Raw genomic sequence first — 15583 nt, 5'->3', positions numbered from 1 at the left:
GTCAGAGCGCGAGCAGCGGGATGGCGCAGAGCAGGAGGTCCCCGCCCATCGCCAGCGAGAGGCTGTGCTTGCGCATCGTGGACTCGTGCGGGAGGTTCTCCCGCGAGATGTGCCGCAGCAGCTTGATCTTGTCCACGAGGAAGGCGGCGCTCGCCAGGATGCCGAGCAGCGCCCAGAGGACGCCGTACGGCCACAGCCCGGCGCCGATGAACAGCAGCCCGAGCGCGGTCCACGCGCACGCCACCACCAGCGCATGGCGCGGGCCGTGCTGTACGGCGGGCGTACGGTCCCCGGCCTTGGCGTCACCGATCAGATCCGGGATGCACCACCACAGGGAGCGGCCGAACAGCAGGATGCCGAGCCCGGTGAGGAACAGCCACGCGCTGAGCGGTACGTCCGCCCGCACCGCCGCATACGTCGACAGCGACGGCAGGAAGGCGAAGGTCGCCCCGAAGTAGGCGGGGTTGGCGTAGCCGCGCCGCTTCAGCCGGACCGGCTCCAGGTTGTAGGCGAGGTGGAGCACGATCGACAGCGCCACACCCACCGCGACGAGCGGCCGGCCGAGCCAGAGCGCGACCCAGACCGACAGTCCGAGGGCGAGCGCCATCTCCAGGGCCGCGCAGGTGAACGCGGTGCGGACACTGAGGTGCTGGGTGGCGCGGGCGATGCTCTCCTTGCCGCTGGTGTGGGTGTCCGCCCGGATGTCCAGACCGGCGTTGAGCGGGTTCTGGGAGATGATCGCGACGATATTGGCGAACAGCATGATCAGGACGGGCGCGGCGGCCAGGCTGCCCGGACCCGTCGCCGCGAGGCAGGCGCCCCACAGGACATGACAGAGATAGATGACCGGAAAGGGATATTCCAGCCGGTGGATGCGGACGAGGCTCCGCAGCCCTTCGCCGCGTGCGGCGGGCAGTTCCGACGTCATGCTGGACACTCGGTCACCGTCATTCTCAGGTCTTCGCTCGGACCCATCGCCGGACCGCGCAGCTGCGGTACCCCGGTCTCCGGATTGACGCACTTCAGTTCTCGCCGGCGCAGCACCGCCGCCACCACCATCCGCATCTCCAGCATCGCGAGGTCGGCACCGAGACAGCGGCGGGTGCCGCCGCCGAACGGCAGGTACTCCTGGGCGGACTTGCGCTTGCCCAGGAAGCGGTGCGGGTCGAAGCGCTCCGGCTGGGGGTAGAGATCCGGCTGCTGGTGCGCCAGATAGATGCACGGCGTCAGCCGGGTGCCCGCGTCGTGCACCACCCCGTCGATCTCCTGGTCCTCGTTGAGCACGCGGTTGCCGGCCACCACGGCGGGCGGCGAGATCCGCAGCACCTCCCGGCAGGCCGCGTCCAGGAGCGGTACGTCCTCCGCCGCCGCACCGCTGGAGGAGGTGGCCTTCAGCTCGTCGAGGATGTCGCGGCGCACCTCGTCGTGCTCCGCGAGCCAGAACAGCGCCCAGGAGATGGCCGAGGCGGTCGTCTCGTGGCCCGCGAAGAGCAACGAGACGATCTGGTCGCGCAGTTCGCCGTCGCCCAGCGGGCCGAGCGGCTCCTCACCGCTGCGCAGCACCTCGGCGAGGGTGGCCGGCGACGGCTCCGGCGCACCGGAACCCGCACCGCCGCCGCTCTTGCCGCTCACCGGGCACAGCAGCTCCTTGTCCAGGCTCTCGCGCTGCCGCACGAAGGTGCGCCAGGGAGACGGCAGGGCGTGCGGCAGCCGCAGATAGCGGTAGGCGAGGGTGCGGCCGCGCGAGCCCAGCACCCCCTCGATCCAGGAGGTGAAGCGGTGCAGCAGACCGTGGTCCACCGGGCCGAGGATGATCTGGCTGACGATCTGAAGGGTGAGCCTGCGGGTCCAGTCGGGCACCTGGAAGACGGTGCCCGGCCGCAGTTCGTCGATCGCCGCCCGGGTGGCCTCGGCGATCAGCTCCTCGTAGCCGCGCAGCGGGCGGCCGCGCAGCCGCGGGCCGATCACCTGGCGGTACGCGGCGTGCCGCGGCCCGTTGGCGAACAGCAGCGAGGTGTCACCGACCAGCGGGCCGAGCGTGTCGGAGCCCTCCAGCGTCATGTTCCGGTCGCCGCGGAAGACCTGGCTGATGATCTCCGGCTTCCACACCAGCAGGGCCCGGCCGGGCGGCCCGCTGAGTTCGGCCACACCGGAGCGGTCGTCCTTGTGGGCGTCCAGGAAGGAGAGGGTGCGGAAGGCGAAGCGGTACTTGTTGCCGCGCGAACCGTTCGTGGGGCGGGTGGTCATCAAGCACCTCCGGAAGCGGCGGACCCGGCGCCGCCGAGTGCCAGGGCCGCGAGCCGCGCCGCCCGGATGACGGTCACCGGCGCGTAGATGTCCTTGTCGTGCCAGAGCCCGGGGTAGGAGGCCGGGTCGTCGTGGGCCAGCAGCGCGTCGCAGCCGCGGGCCGCCGACCGGACGACGGTCGCGGGGCCGGCGGGGGTACGGGTACGCATCAGGAGCTGCACCATGTACGCGGTCTCCTCCGTGGTGCCCTGCCAGCGTCCCCAGGAGCCGTCGGCGCGCTGGGTCCCCAGCGCCCACGCGGCGGCCCGGTCGACCGCGGCCCGTGCGGACGGGCCGCCGAACTCGGCGAGCGCCAGCGCACAGCAGGCCGTGGCGTAGTACGGCGAGGCGTGCCACTTGTCCATCCAGCTGCCGTCGGGCAGCTGGTTGTCCAGCAGCCAGTCGCTGATCATCCGGATCTCCGCGCCATAGCGTCCGGCGTCGTCGGGGCGCACCGCGACGTGATGGCCGAGGGCCTCCAGGATGTGTGCGTTGGTGCTGGTGGAAGGGGTGCGCTCGACGCCGAAGCAGGAGAAGTAGCCGTCCCGGCGGAAGTGCATCAGGCTGTCGGGGCGGTGCGTCCTGCCGTGCTGCGCCAGGGCGAAGAGGACGGCGGCGGTGTCGTCGGAGTCGCTCGGCAGACCGGGGGCGGCGGCTATGCCCTCGTCCGTGAGACCCGCTTCGAGGCTGTCGAGGAGCGCGGCCGGGGCCTCGTAGCGCAGGCCGGAGGCGGCCAGCGAGTTGAGGACCCACGCCTGCTCGAAGTAGACGATCGGGGTGATGGAGGGCACCGGCCCGCCGAACCGCGCCTGGACGTCACGGAGGTAGGCGACGCCCGGCGCGGCCGGATCGGGCGAGCCGCCCAGCCAGGCGGCGGTGGCGGCGGGGGAGCAGCCGACCGAGCCGTTGTGCGGCGGTGCGCCCTCGTGCGGCCGGGCGCCGCGGGTGCCGTCGCGGGTGACGGCCTCCAGGGTGTGCCACAGCTTCTCCGGCAGCGGCGCCTGCTCGGTCATCTCCCGGACGCCGGCCAGCAGCGCACCGTCCAGGTCGGGCGCCGGTGACGTCAGGGTGGTGCCGGACCACGCCCCGAGCTTGCCGGGCGCCTGCTCGGTCAGCGCGGCCAGCCGGGTGTTGATGTCCGCGAGCAGGGACGGCGCGACGAACTCGACGCCGATGGTGTCGGGCACCGGACCGGTGAGCAGACCGTCCCGGAGGGCGCCCAGACCGCCGGCGCAGGCCGCCGCGAGGTCGTCGTGGGGCGGGTGCGGCGCGCCGGAATCCGTCCGGGCGAGTTCGGTCAGCAGCGCCTCCACCGCACTGAGCGTGGGCACCAGACCGTACCCGTCGGGAGCACCCCAACTGCCGTCCTGGTTCTGCTCCTCGACCAGATAGCCGAGACGCTCCCGGTGGCCGTCGAGCCACGGGGCGAGGGAGACCAGCCGGGCGGTGTCGTACACCGACGGAGCGACCAGGCCCCACGGGTCTGCGACGGTCGCCGCGAGCAGCGCGGCCGCCTCGGCCTCGCGGGGGGCGGGCGTGGGCTGAGCGGGAACTTCGAGCACGGCTCTCCCTTGGTCGAGCGGCGGCCTGGCGGACGACGCGGCGATCGATGAATCATTTATATAATCCAACTTAGAGTGCTAGTCTCGCAACTGTTGTTGTCGTTCGTGGTGTTGGGGGGCTGGCTGGTGGCTGGGCTGGTGTGGGAGCCGACGTCTGCGGGGTGGGGTGCGCGGGTCGAGGGGGTGGATCTGCGGGCGCCGTTGGGTGCGGAGTGTGCGGCGGCGTTGGTGGAGTTGTTCCGTGCGCGGCATCTGCTGGTGTTTTCGGGTCAGGGCTTCTCGTTGGAGGAGCAGATCCGGTTCATGGGGCATTTGGGGCCGGTGCTGCATGAGGAGGGTTCGGGGATCGGGTTTGTTTCGAATGTGAAGGAGGGGGCTGCGCTGGGGACGAGTGAGCTGTCTTTCCATTCGGATACGGGGCATTGTGCGGTGCCGTTGGAGGCGGTGTCGCTTTTTGCTGAGGATGTTGAGGGGTGTGTGACGTCGACGCGGTTTGCGAATGTGGCGGCGGCGTACGGGCGTTTGCCGGCGGGTTTGCGGTCGCGGGTTGCGGGCCTGGTGTGTGAGAACGCGATGCCGGTGTCGTTGGACGGCCGGAATGTGGGGTTGTCGGTGGCGGAGGGCATGCCGCGGGCGGAGCATCCGGTGGTGTGGCGTCATCCGGTGTCGGGGGAGCCGGGGTTGATGGTGAATGCGAATCAGACGACGCGGATTGTGGGCCTTGAGGATGAAGAGAGCCGCGGGCTGCTGGAGGAGTTGTTCTCGGTGATGTATGCCGAGGATGCGGTGTATGAGCATTCCTGGCAGCAGGGGGATGTGGTGGTCTGGCACAACCTGGCGGTTCAGCATGCCCGGGGTGGTCTGGAGGGTAATGGCCGGCGGACGCTGCGCCGGGTGGCGGTGGGTGAGAAGGGGTTTTGGGAGCAGTGCCCGACCCTGCGTTACGCCGATTTCAAAAACCAGCAGAATACCGCCGAGGACAAGGCCACCGCGTAATGAGGCGCACGCTCTTCACCCCCGAGCACGAGCAGTTCCGGGAGACCGCCCGTGCCTATTACCTCAAGGAGTGCGTGCCTCACGCGGAGGAATGGGAGCGGGCCGGAATCGTCAGCCGCGAGGCCTGGCGCGCGGCCGGTGCGGCCGGTCTCATCGGGTGGGAATTCCCCGAGGAGTTCGGTGGACAGGGGATCCGCGACTTCCGCTACAACGCCATCATGGCCGAGGAGATGGCGGCCACCGGCACGGTGGGCATCGGACTCGGGCTCCAGAACGACGTCCTGCCCTCCTACCTGTCGCACCTCACCGGGGAACAGCAACACCGCTGGCTCCCCGGGATCGTCTCCGGGCGGACCATCTGCGCACTGGCCCTGTCCGAGCCGGACGCCGGGTCGGACCTGGCGGCGATGCGCACCACCGCCCGGCGCGAGGGCGACCACTATGTGCTCAGCGGCCAGAAGACCTTCATCACCAACGGCATCCTCGCGGATTTCGTGATCGTCGCCTGCAAGACCGACCCGGACGCCCGCCACAAGGGCATCAGCCTGCTGGTCGTCGAGCGCGGGATGCCCGGCTTCGAGCGCGGCCGCCGGCTGGACAAGGTCGGCCTGAAGGCGCAGGACACCGCGGAGCTCTTCTTCCACGACGTACGGGTACCGGCGGCGAACCTCCTCGGTGAGCAGGGCCGCGGCTTCGCGTACATGATGGAGAACCTGCCCACCGAGCGGATCGCCATCGCGGTGAGCGCGCTGGGCGGCGCGCAGCGCGCCTTCGAACTGGCCCTGGAGTACGCCAAGACCCGCACGGCGTTCGGGCAGCCCATCGGTACGTTCCAGGCCAACCGCTTCGCGCTGGCCGACATGCGGGCCAAGCTCGACGCGGCCCGCAGCTATGTCGACGGCTGCATCATGGCGCTCGTCGAGGGCCATCTCACGGCGGTCGACGCCGCCGCGGCGAAGTACTGGACCACCGAGACGGCCTGGCAGATCATCGACCGCTGCGTCCAGCTGTTCGGTGGATACGGATACATCAACGAGTACGAAATCGCGCGCATCTGGCGCGACAACCGCATTGAGCGGATCTTCGGCGGCACCTCGGAGATCATGCAGGAGATCGTGGGGCGCTCGCTGGGGCTGACATCGGCGACCGTGAGGAAGCAGGAATGAACAACAAGCTCGTCTCCCACTTACTGGACAGCGCGGACCCGGCGGTGCGGGCCAAGGCCATCGAGGCCGCGGCACTGGCACGCCAATGGGCGAGACCCGTCCAGCAGGAGCTGAGCGACAAGGTGTACGACACGCTCGCCGCCACGGTGTGTGTGATCGCCCCCGAACTGGACGTCGCCGACCATGCGTTGCTCGTCGAGTACAGCCTGTGGCTCTATCTGCTCGACGGCCGGCTCGACGACTTTGAGCACTACGGCACCCGGCCCGAGGACGTCGGCCGGCGGGTGCTCGCCGTACTCCGCGGCGGCCGTGCCGAGGCGAGACCCGGCGACTTCTTCGAGACCTCGCTCGCCGCACTGGTCGAGGAGCTGCGGGCCCGGGACGGCTGCTGCGGGCTGCTGGAGCGGTTCGTGCTGCGGCTGGTGGACGGGGTGCGTGCGGGGGTGCGCCAGGCGGTGCTCAGCCGGCGGATCGCCGAGGGCGTGGAGCCGCTGCCCACCATGGAGGACTTCCTCGAACTGGCCTACCGGCACGTCAACTACCGCAGTGTGGCCCTGGCGCTGCTGATCACCGTGGGCGAGCACCCGGACAGCGCGGCACAGGAGCGGCTCGACGCGGCCCTCGTCCCGGCGTCGAGGGCGGTCCGGCTCGCCAACGACCTGCGGACCTGCGCCAAGGACGCGGAAGAGGGCACCTTGAACGTCGTCCAGCTGGTCGCCCGCGACGGCACCCGTATGACGCCGCACGCCGTACGCGACCGCATCCAGGCCTACCGCGACGAGCAGGCCCTCCTCCTGGACGAGCTGCACCCCAGCGCCCCGGCCTCCGCCGCCGCGCTGGAGAACAACCTCAGGGTCGCCATCGACCTGTACACCGTCGACGACCTCCAATTCGATCTGCCGGACGCCGAACAGGTCGTCGGCTAGGGCGTGTTGGCACCGTCCCGTCCCGCTCGCGACGCCTGCCGTGGGCCCCCGCCCCCCGGGGCGGGTGACGGGGCTGGTGCTCACCCCGGCTTGCCGCCGTCCGGTCCCCTCCCGATCAAAGGACGCGATGTGACCGACGCCTCCTCGCACCCCGCGCCGCTGCCCCGCGCGCGCCGCTGCCCGCTGGACCCGCCCGAGGAGTACGCCGCGCTGCGCCGGAGCGATCCGGTCAGCCGGCTCGCCTTTCCCGACGGCTCGGCCGGCTGGCTCGTCACCCGGTACGACGACGTCCGCACCGTGCTGACGGACCCGCGCTTCAGCGCCCGCGGCGACCTGGTGACCTCCCCCGTCGCCAGCCAGCTGCGCCGCCGCGACGCCCCGGCGCCGGGGATGTTCGCGCGGATGGACCCGCCCGACCACACCCGCTACCGGCGGCTGCTGGCCCGGCACTTCCATGTGCGCCGGGTCCGCGCCCTGGTACCGGCCATCGAGCGCATCGTCGCCGGCCGGCTGGACGCCCTCCGCCGCGCCGGGCCGCCGGCCGACCTGGTGGAGATCTTCGCGCTGCCCGTGCCGACCCTGGTGATCTGCGAACTGCTGGGGGTGCCCTACGAGGACCGGGCGGCGTTCCAGAGCTGGACCGCGAGCATGGTGTCGGTGGACAGCACCCGCGAGGAGTCGGACGCCGCGGTCGCCGCCCTCGCCGGCTATGTCCGCACCCTCGTCGTGGCCAAACGCGGCGCACCCGCCCACGACCTGCTGGCGGACCTGGCGGCGGACGGTGAGCTGACGGACGAGGAGACGGCGAACATCGGGCTGAGCATCCTGGTGGCGGGGCACGAGACCACCGCCAACATGCTCTCCCTCGGCGCCTTCGCCCTGCTGCGGCACCCCGAGGAGCTGGCCGCCTTCCGGGCGGATCCCGGCCTCACCGAGCCGGCCGTCGAGGAGCTGCTGCGCTATCTCACCATCCCGCAGTTCGGCCGGGAGCGCGCCGCCCTGGAGGACATCGAGCTGGGCGGGCGCACCATCGAGGCCGGTGAGGTCGTCGTCGCCTCGCTGCTCTCCGCGAACCGCGATCCGGGGCGCTTCGACGACCCCGACACCCTGGATCTCCGCCGCCCGCCGGCCGGGCATCTGGCCTTCGGGCACGGCATCCACCAGTGCATCGGCCAGCAGCTGGCGCGCGAGCAGCTGCGGGCCGGCCTCCGGGCGCTGTTCACGCACGGCCCCGCGCTCCGGCTCGCGGTGCCGCCGGAAGAGGTGCCGATGTGCGAGGACTCCCTGAACTACGGGGTGCGCAGGCTGCCGGTCACCTGGGACACGGGCCGGTGACCGGCGCCGAGGTGCCGCGGGTCCGCGCCGATCTCGACGCGGGGTGGCTGGAGGCGGCGCTGCGCGGGGTCGGCCACCGGATCCGGGTGACCGGCCTGCGGGTAGCGCCGACCGACCAGGGCACCTCCACCCGTATCCCGCTGGCCGCCCGCTTCTCGGGCCCGGATGCCGCGGCGCTGCCGGAGAGGCTGTTCGTCAAGACCTCGCTGTCCCATCCGCTGCACGAGGTCATGGCGGCCGCGGGTGTCTACGTCACCGAGGTACGGATGTACCAGGAGGTGCTGCCGACGGCCCCCGTGGCGGTGCCCGCCGTGTACGCGTCCGGGTACCGCCCCGACGACGGACGCTTCTTCCTCCTGATGGAGGACCTGACGGCGCGCGGCTGCGACTGGGGTGCGGCGGGGCAGCTGCTCACGCCCGATGCGGTGGCGGGGGTGCTGTCCGAACTCGCCGCGCTGCACGCCGGGTTCCGCGATCCGGTGCGGCGGGGTGCGCTGTCGTGGGTGCGGCGCTGTGCGGCCCCGGCGGGGTCGGCGACGTACGCCTATGCACGGCGCGGGGCCGAGGCGGTCTACTCCGCGGCGGACCGCGCCGGCCCGGCCGGGGAGCGGGCCGCGCCGGAGTCCTGGCTGGCCGCCTTCGCGCGGCTGACGGCCTTCGACGACGCGGTGCAGCCCACCCTGCTGCACGGCGATCCGCATCCGGGCAATCTGGCGTTCGCGCCCGGGGGGCGGCCCGTGCTGGCGGACTGGCAGGCCGCGCGCCGCGGGCACTGGGCGCACGATGTGGCCTACCTCCTCGCCTCGGCGCTGAGCCCCGGGGACCGGGCGGCGCACGAACGGGACCTGCTGGCCGGCTATCTGGACGAGGTCGCGGCCCGGGGCGCCGCGCCGCCGTCCTTCGCCGGGGCGTGGGACGCCTACCGGGCGCAGATGGTCTACGGCCTGTTGATGTGGGCCGCCACCCCGGAGGGCTCCCACCCGGCGGAGGTACTGGCCGCCGTCACCCAGCGGTTCCGCACCGCCTGCACGGAGCTGGAGAGCCTCACGGCGCTGGGTCGCTAAATCATTTATATAATCCAACTTAGAGTGCTAGTCTCGCAACTGTTGTTGTCGTTCGTGGTGTTGGGGGGCTGGCTGGTGGCTGGGCTGGTGTGGGAGCCGACGTCTGCGGGGTGGGGTGCGCGGGTCGAGGGGGTGGATCTGCGGGCGCCGTTGGGTGCGGAGTGTGCGGCGGCGTTGGTGGAGTTGTTCCGTGCGCGGCATCTGCTGGTGTTTTCGGGTCAGGGCTTCTCGTTGGAGGAGCAGATCCGGTTCATGGGGCATTTGGGGCCGGTGCTGCATGAGGAGGGTTCGGGGATCGGGTTTGTTTCGAATGTGAAGGAGGGGGCTGCGCTGGGGACGAGTGAGCTGTCTTTCCATTCGGATACGGGGCATTGTGCGGTGCCGTTGGAGGCGGTGTCGCTTTTTGCTGAGGATGTTGAGGGGTGTGTGACGTCGACGCGGTTTGCGAATGTGGCGGCGGCGTACGGGCGTTTGCCGGCGGGTTTGCGGTCGCGGGTTGCGGGCCTGGTGTGTGAGAACGCGATGCCGGTGTCGTTGGACGGCCGGAATGTGGGGTTGTCGGTGGCGGAGGGCATGCCGCGGGCGGAGCATCCGGTGGTGTGGCGTCATCCGGTGTCGGGGGAGCCGGGGTTGATGGTGAATGCGAATCAGACGACGCGGATCGTGGGCCTTGAGGATGAAGAGAGCCGCGGGCTGCTGGAGGAGTTGTTCTCGGTGATGTATGCCGAGGATGCGGTGTATGAGCATTCCTGGCAGCAGGGGGATGTGGTGGTCTGGCACAACCTGGCGGTTCAGCATGCCCGGGGTGGTCTGGAGGGTAATGGCCGGCGGACGCTGCGCCGGGTGGCGTTGGGTGAGAAGGGGTTTTGGGAGCAGTGCCCGACCCTGCGTTACGCCGATTTCAAGAACCAGCAGAATACCGCCGCGTAGACCGCGTCGCGCTGTCGCACACCTTTCTGTCGGACCGAACCAAGAGGAAGAGTTCAGTGCACGCTGACACAGTCCAGCCCCTCGAGAGCAGTGTCGACCTGGCCCACCGCAACGCCTCGCGGGCCGCCGGCCTCGTCACACCCGCCCTGCGGGCCACCGTCGACACCTTCGACCACCGCATCCGCCCCATCGTCGCCTACCACTTCGGCTGGATGGACACCAGCGGACGCCCCACGGCGAACAGCGGCGGCAAGATGATCCGGGCGGCACTGACCATCCTTGCCGCCGAGGCCTGCGGCGGCGACGCCCAGCAGGCCGTACCCGGCGCCGCGGCCGTCGAACTGGTCCACAACTTCTCGCTGTTGCACGACGACGTCATGGACCGCGATCTGGAGCGGCGCGGCCGGCCCACCGTCTGGAGCAAGTTCGGCACCCCCGCGGCGATCCTGGCGGGCGACATCCTGCTGGCGCGCGCCTGCGGCATGTTCGACGAGGCCTCCGGCCACCAGGGCTGGGCGACCAAGGCCCTGATCGACGCGATCGCCGAGCTGGCCGCGGGCCAGATGGCCGACCTCGCGCTGGAGCGCCGCGCCACGGTGACCCTGGAAGAGGCCCTCACCGTCTCCGAGCAGAAGACCGCGGCGCTGCTGCGCTGCGCCTGCACGCTGGGCGCGGGGCTCGTCGGCGCGCCCGAGGGGACCAGCCGCCGCTTCGGCGCCTTCGGCATGCACCTGGGCATGGCGTTCCAGCTGGTCGACGACGTGCTCGGCATCTGGGGCGACCCGGCCGTCACCGGCAAGCCGGTCCGTTCGGACCTGCACAACAAGAAGAAGAGCATTCCCGTCGTCGCCGCCCTCCACAGCGGCCGGCCCGGCTCCGGGGAACTGGCCGCGCTCTACGCGGACACCGACCCCCTGACGGAGGACGGTGCCCGGCGCGCCGCCGAGCTGGTCGAGCTGGCCGGCGGCCGCGCCTGGACCGAGAGCGAGATCGAGCGGCACCGCGGCCTCGCCGTGGCGCAGCTCGACGCCCTCGGGCTGACGGAGGCGCAGCGGGCGCCCCTGCTCGCCCTCGCCGACTACGTCGCCTTCAGGAAGCACTGATGACCGCCGCCATCGTGAGTGTCGCCGCGCGCCCGCTGAGCACGGCGGTGCGCCACGGCGACGTGGTGCTCGCCGACCGGCTGCACCTGGAGTCGGGCGCCCGCGAGGGCCGGGTTCACCGGCTGCTCGCCGGGGCCCTCAGGGCACAGGGGCTGACGGTCCACACCGGCGGGGCCGCCGTCGCCGGCGTCGAGGCACCCCAGGGCGCCGAGGCCCCTCTGGTGGAGATCGGCGCGCCGGACCGGCTCCCGGAGACGGACGGCGACGCGCTGCTGTGCCTGGTGCGCGACGACGCGGGTTCGGACGCCGTCGACCGTGCCGAAGAGGCCCTGGCCCGGGTCCTGGGCGACTGGGAAGCGGCGAAGGGGGACCGAGAGGTGGCCCTGGCCGCCCCCCGGTCGTTCTGCGCCGGTGTGGACCGCGCCATCGAGATCGTCGAACGCGCCCTCGACCAGTACGGCGCCCCGGTCTACGTACGCAAGCAGATCGTCCACAACCGGCATGTCGTCGAGGACCTCGCCCGCCGCGGCGCGGTCTTCGTCGAGGAACTCGACGAGGTGCCGGAGGGCGAGCTGGTCGTCTTCTCCGCGCACGGGGTCGCCCCGGCGGTACGTGACGCGGCGGGCGAGCGCGGTCTGCGGGTGATCGACGCGACCTGCCCGCTGGTCACCAAGGTCCATGCCGAGGCCAAGCGGTTCGCGGGCCGCGGCGACACCGTCGTCCTGATCGGGCACGCCGGTCACGAGGAGGTCGAGGGCACGCTGGGCGAGGCGCCCGACCGCACGGTGCTGGTGCAGGACGCGGCGGAGGCGGCGCGCCTGGAGGTCGAGGACCCCGAGGCGGTCTCCTTCCTCATGCAGACCACGCTGGCGATGTCCGAGGCCACCGAGGTGGCCCGGGCCCTGGCCGGCCGCTTCCCGTCGATCAAGGCACCGCAGTCCGAGGACATCTGCTACGCCTCGACCAACCGGCAGCGCGCCGTCGAGGAGATCGCCGGCCGGGTCGATCTGCTCCTGGTGGTCGGATCGCCCAACTCCTCCAACTCCGTACGCCTGAAGGAACTCGCGGAGCGGATGGGCACCCCCGCCCAGCTGGTGGACGACGCCTCGTACGTCGTTCTGGAGCAGCTGCACGGGGCCCGGCGGATCGGCCTGACGGCCGGTGCCTCGGCCCCGGACGCCCTCGTCCAGGAAATCGTCGCCAATCTCCGCGCCCTCGGCCCCGTCACGGTCACCGAGCACCAAGTCGCGACGGAGAACGTCACCTTCCAGCTTCCCAAAGAGCTGAGGAGCGCCCGGAAAGACCGCGCCCGCAAAGACTTGGAGAAGACCGTTGACAGCTGTTGACCTTGCCGTGCCCACGACACCGCTGCGTCGTCCCACCCGGCAGCTGATGCTCGGCGGCGTGGGCGTCGGCAGCCGCCACCCCGTCTCGGTGCAGTCGATGACGACCACGGTGACGGCCGATGCCCAGGCCACCCTTCAGCAGATAGCCGAACTCACCGCCGCGGGCTGCGACATCGTCCGGGTCGCCTGCCCCAGCCGGGACGACGCCGAGGCCCTCGCGGAGATTGCCCAGAAGTCGAAGATCCCCGTCATCGCGGACATCCACTTCCAGCCGCGCTATGTCTTCGCCGCGATCGAGGCGGGCTGCGCCGGTGTCCGGGTCAACCCGGGCAACATCAAGGAATTCGACGACAAGATCAAGGAGATCGCGCAGGCCGCGAAGGAGGCCGGCACCCCGATCCGCATCGGCGTCAACGCGGGCTCGCTCGACCCGAGGATCCTGCGGAAGTTCGGCAAGGCGACCCCGGAGGCCCTGGCCGAATCGGCGCTGCGCGAGGCGGAGCTCTTCGCGGAGCACGACTTCCACGACTTCAAGATCTCGGTGAAGCACCACGACCCGATGGTGATGATCCGGGCGTACGAGCTGCTGGCCGCGCAGTGCGACTATCCGCTCCACCTCGGCGTCACCGAGGCGGGACCGGCCTTCCAGGGCACGGTCAAGTCCTCGGTGGCCTTCGGCGCGCTGCTGCGCCAGGGCATCGGCGACACCATCCGCGTCTCGCTGTCCGCGCCGCCCGTGGAGGAGGTCAAGGTCGGCATCCAGATCCTCCAGTCGCTCGGCCTGCGCCCCCGGCGCCTGGAGATCGTCTCCTGCCCGTCCTGCGGCCGCGCCCAGGTGGACGTCTACAAGCTCGCCGAAGAGGTGAGCGCCGGGCTCGAAGGGCTGCCGGTGCCGCTGCGGGTCGCCGTCATGGGCTGTGTCGTCAACGGCCCCGGCGAGGCCCGCGAGGCCGACCTCGGTGTCGCCTCCGGCAACGGCAAGGGGCAGATCTTCGTCAAGGGCGAGGTCGTCAAGACCGTCCCCGAGTCGAAGATCGTCGAGACCCTCATCGAAGAGGCGCTGCGCCTCGCGGACGAGATGGGGGTGGATCTCGATGAGACTGGCTGACCTCACCGGCCCCGCCGACCTGCAGTCCCTGACGGACGGCCAACTCGGGGCGCTGGCCGCGGACATCCGCTCCTTCCTGGTGGAGTCCGTCTCGAAGGTCGGCGGACACCTGGGCCCCAACCTCGGCGTCGTCGAGCTCACCCTCGCCCTGCACCGGGTCTTCGAGTCCCCCAAGGACACCCTGCTCTTCGACACCGGCCACCAGGCCTACGTCCACAAGCTGCTCACCGGCCGGATGAAGGCCTTCTCGACGCTGCGCCAGGAGGGCGGGCTGTCCGGCTATCCCGACCGCAGCGAGTCCGAGCACGATGTCATCGAGAACTCCCATGCCTCCACGGCCCTTTCGTACGCGGACGGCATCGCCAAGGGCTTCGGCCTGGCCGGCGCCGCGCACCGCAGGGTGGTCGCCGTCGTCGGCGACGGCGCGCTGACCGGCGGGATGAGCTGGGAGGCGCTCAACAACATCGGCGGCGCCCCGGACCGGCCGGTGATCATCGTCCTGAACGACAACGGCCGTTCCTACGCCCCCACCGCCGGCGCCCTCGCCACCCACCTCGGCGAGCTCCGGGAGGGCCGCGGCGGGGCCGGTCTCTTCGAGAACCTGGGCCTGGCCTACCTGGGCCCGGTCGACGGCCACGACCGCCCGGCGGTCGAGCGCGCACTGCGCCGGGCGGCCGCACTCGACCGCCCCGTGGTGGTGCACTGCGTGACGCAGAAGGGCCACGGCTACGCACCGGCCGCCGAGGACGCCGACGACTGCTGGCACGCGGTGGGCACCTTCGACCCCGAGACCGGCGGCAGGTCCGCTTCCGGCGGCCGCTCCTGGACCGAGGTGTTCGGTGCGGAGATGACGGAGCTCGGTGCGCAGCGGCCCGACGTGGTCGCCCTCACCGCCGCGATGCTCCAGCCCGTGGGCCTGGCCGGCTTCGCCCGCCGGTTCCCCGACCGGGTCTTCGACGTCGGCATCGGCGAACAGCACGCCGCCGTCTCCGCCGCCGGGCTGGCGCACACCGGACTGCACCCCGTCGTGGCCGTCTACTCCACCTTCCTCAACCGCGCCTTCGACCAGGTGCTGATGGATGTGGCGCTGCACCGGCAGCCGGTGACCTTCGTACTCGACCGGGCGGGCGTCACCGGCCCCGACGGCCCCAGCCATCACGGGATCTGGGACGCCTCCTGGCTGTCGCTGGTACCGGGGCTGCGCCTGGCGGTGCCGCGCGATGCCGAGGAGCTCAGGACGCTGCTGCGGGAGGCGGTCGCCGTCACGGACGGGCCCACCGTCCTCCGCTTCCCGAAGGCGCAGGCCGGCCCGGCCCTGCCGGCGCTCCGCCGGGAAGGGGGCATGGACGTGCTGCACGAGGCGCCCGGCGCCCGGGTGCTGCTGGTCCCGACCGGTCCGCTCGCCGACCCGTGCCTCCAGGCGGCGGCCGCACTGGACGCCCTGGGCATCCCGTCGACGGTGGTGGACCCGCGCTGGTCCGTCCCCGTACCGGAGGGGCTCCCGGAGCTGGCCGCACGGCACGAACTCGTGGTGACCGTCGAGGACAACCTGAGCGACGGCGGGCTCGGCGCGCGCCTGCTGCGGCAGCTGTCCGAGGCCGGTGCGCCCACCCCCGTACGGACCGTCGGGCTGCCGACGGAGTTCCTTCCCCACGGCAGCAGGACGGCCCTCCTGCGCCGGCATGGGCTCACCGCCGACGGCCTGGTCGCACGGGTCGGCGGATGGCTGCCACAAGCGGCCCCCCGCTGACCCGGGAGCCC

At 71.7% G+C, this 15583-nt stretch carries 13 protein-coding genes; 10 read left to right on the top strand and 3 right to left on the bottom strand.

Annotated features, from left to right (window positions below; all coding sequences use genetic code 11):
- Position 1: 1 nt before the first annotated feature.
- Genes K7C20_RS14970 through K7C20_RS14960 form a run of 3 tightly spaced genes read right to left on the bottom strand, consistent with a single transcriptional unit; the run spans position 2 to position 3848 of the window.
- Entirely contained in the window at positions 2-928 is a 927-nt protein-coding gene (locus K7C20_RS14970) for a UbiA prenyltransferase family protein (RefSeq protein ID WP_030080417.1), read from the bottom strand.
- A complete protein-coding gene (locus tag K7C20_RS14965) occupies positions 925-2247 on the bottom strand; it encodes a cytochrome P450 (RefSeq protein WP_053210055.1) in 1323 nt (440 codons plus the stop codon). Before K7C20_RS14965 ends, K7C20_RS14970 begins: the two co-directional genes overlap by 4 nt.
- Positions 2247-3848 (bottom strand): prenyltransferase/squalene oxidase repeat-containing protein, encoded by a 1602-nt coding sequence (locus tag K7C20_RS14960; protein ID WP_053210054.1) that lies wholly within the window; start codon positions 3846-3848, stop codon positions 2247-2249. The genes K7C20_RS14965 and K7C20_RS14960 overlap by 1 nt, the downstream gene beginning before the upstream one ends.
- 75 nt (positions 3849-3923) lie before the next feature.
- On the opposite strand from K7C20_RS14960, the gene K7C20_RS14955 reads away from it, so the two are divergent.
- The 10 genes from K7C20_RS14955 (at position 3924) to K7C20_RS14910 (ending at position 15572) form a co-directional block, all read left to right on the top strand.
- Complete coding sequence (locus K7C20_RS14955) at positions 3924-4844, top strand: TauD/TfdA dioxygenase family protein (protein ID WP_222892610.1); 921 nt, start codon at positions 3924-3926, stop codon at positions 4842-4844.
- Positions 4844-6010, top strand: a complete 1167-nt coding sequence (locus tag K7C20_RS14950) for an acyl-CoA dehydrogenase family protein (RefSeq protein ID WP_030085550.1) — start codon at positions 4844-4846, stop codon at positions 6008-6010. Before K7C20_RS14955 ends, K7C20_RS14950 begins: the two co-directional genes overlap by 1 nt.
- The gene (locus K7C20_RS14945; RefSeq protein ID WP_030085551.1) at positions 6007-6936 is read left to right on the top strand and encodes a terpene synthase family protein; all 930 of its coding nucleotides are present in this window, start codon (positions 6007-6009) and stop codon (positions 6934-6936) included. The genes K7C20_RS14950 and K7C20_RS14945 overlap by 4 nt, the downstream gene beginning before the upstream one ends.
- A 129-nt stretch (positions 6937-7065) precedes the next feature.
- Positions 7066-8271, top strand: coding sequence for a cytochrome P450 (locus K7C20_RS14940; protein ID WP_053208962.1), 1206 nt, complete (start codon positions 7066-7068; stop codon positions 8269-8271).
- On the top strand, positions 8268-9335 hold the full coding sequence (locus K7C20_RS14935; protein ID WP_030085554.1) for a phosphotransferase: 1068 nt from the start codon (positions 8268-8270) through the stop codon (positions 9333-9335). The genes K7C20_RS14940 and K7C20_RS14935 overlap by 4 nt, the downstream gene beginning before the upstream one ends.
- Before the next feature lie 24 nt (positions 9336-9359).
- Positions 9360-10265: a TauD/TfdA dioxygenase family protein gene (locus K7C20_RS14930; protein WP_222892608.1), complete on the top strand. Its 906-nt coding sequence runs from the start codon at positions 9360-9362 to the stop codon at positions 10263-10265.
- 56 nt (positions 10266-10321) lie between these two features.
- Entirely contained in the window at positions 10322-11368 is a 1047-nt protein-coding gene (locus tag K7C20_RS14925) for a polyprenyl synthetase family protein (protein ID WP_160328763.1), read from the top strand.
- Entirely contained in the window at positions 11368-12714 is a 1347-nt protein-coding gene (gene ispH / locus K7C20_RS14920; RefSeq protein ID WP_078953473.1) for a 4-hydroxy-3-methylbut-2-enyl diphosphate reductase, read from the top strand. The genes K7C20_RS14925 and ispH overlap by 1 nt, the downstream gene beginning before the upstream one ends.
- Positions 12701-13822: a flavodoxin-dependent (E)-4-hydroxy-3-methylbut-2-enyl-diphosphate synthase gene (gene ispG, locus K7C20_RS14915; protein WP_030085561.1), complete on the top strand. Its 1122-nt coding sequence runs from the start codon at positions 12701-12703 to the stop codon at positions 13820-13822. Before ispH ends, ispG begins: the two co-directional genes overlap by 14 nt.
- Positions 13809-15572: a 1-deoxy-D-xylulose-5-phosphate synthase gene (locus K7C20_RS14910; RefSeq protein ID WP_048829943.1), complete on the top strand. Its 1764-nt coding sequence runs from the start codon at positions 13809-13811 to the stop codon at positions 15570-15572. Before ispG ends, K7C20_RS14910 begins: the two co-directional genes overlap by 14 nt.
- Positions 15573-15583 lie beyond the last annotated feature (11 nt).

The sequence above is a fragment of the Streptomyces decoyicus genome, from assembly GCF_019880305.1.
In the GTDB taxonomy this organism is placed as follows: Bacteria; Actinomycetota; Actinomycetes; order Streptomycetales; family Streptomycetaceae; genus Streptomyces; species Streptomyces decoyicus.
This window is presented reverse-complemented; position numbering and strand designations above follow the sequence as displayed.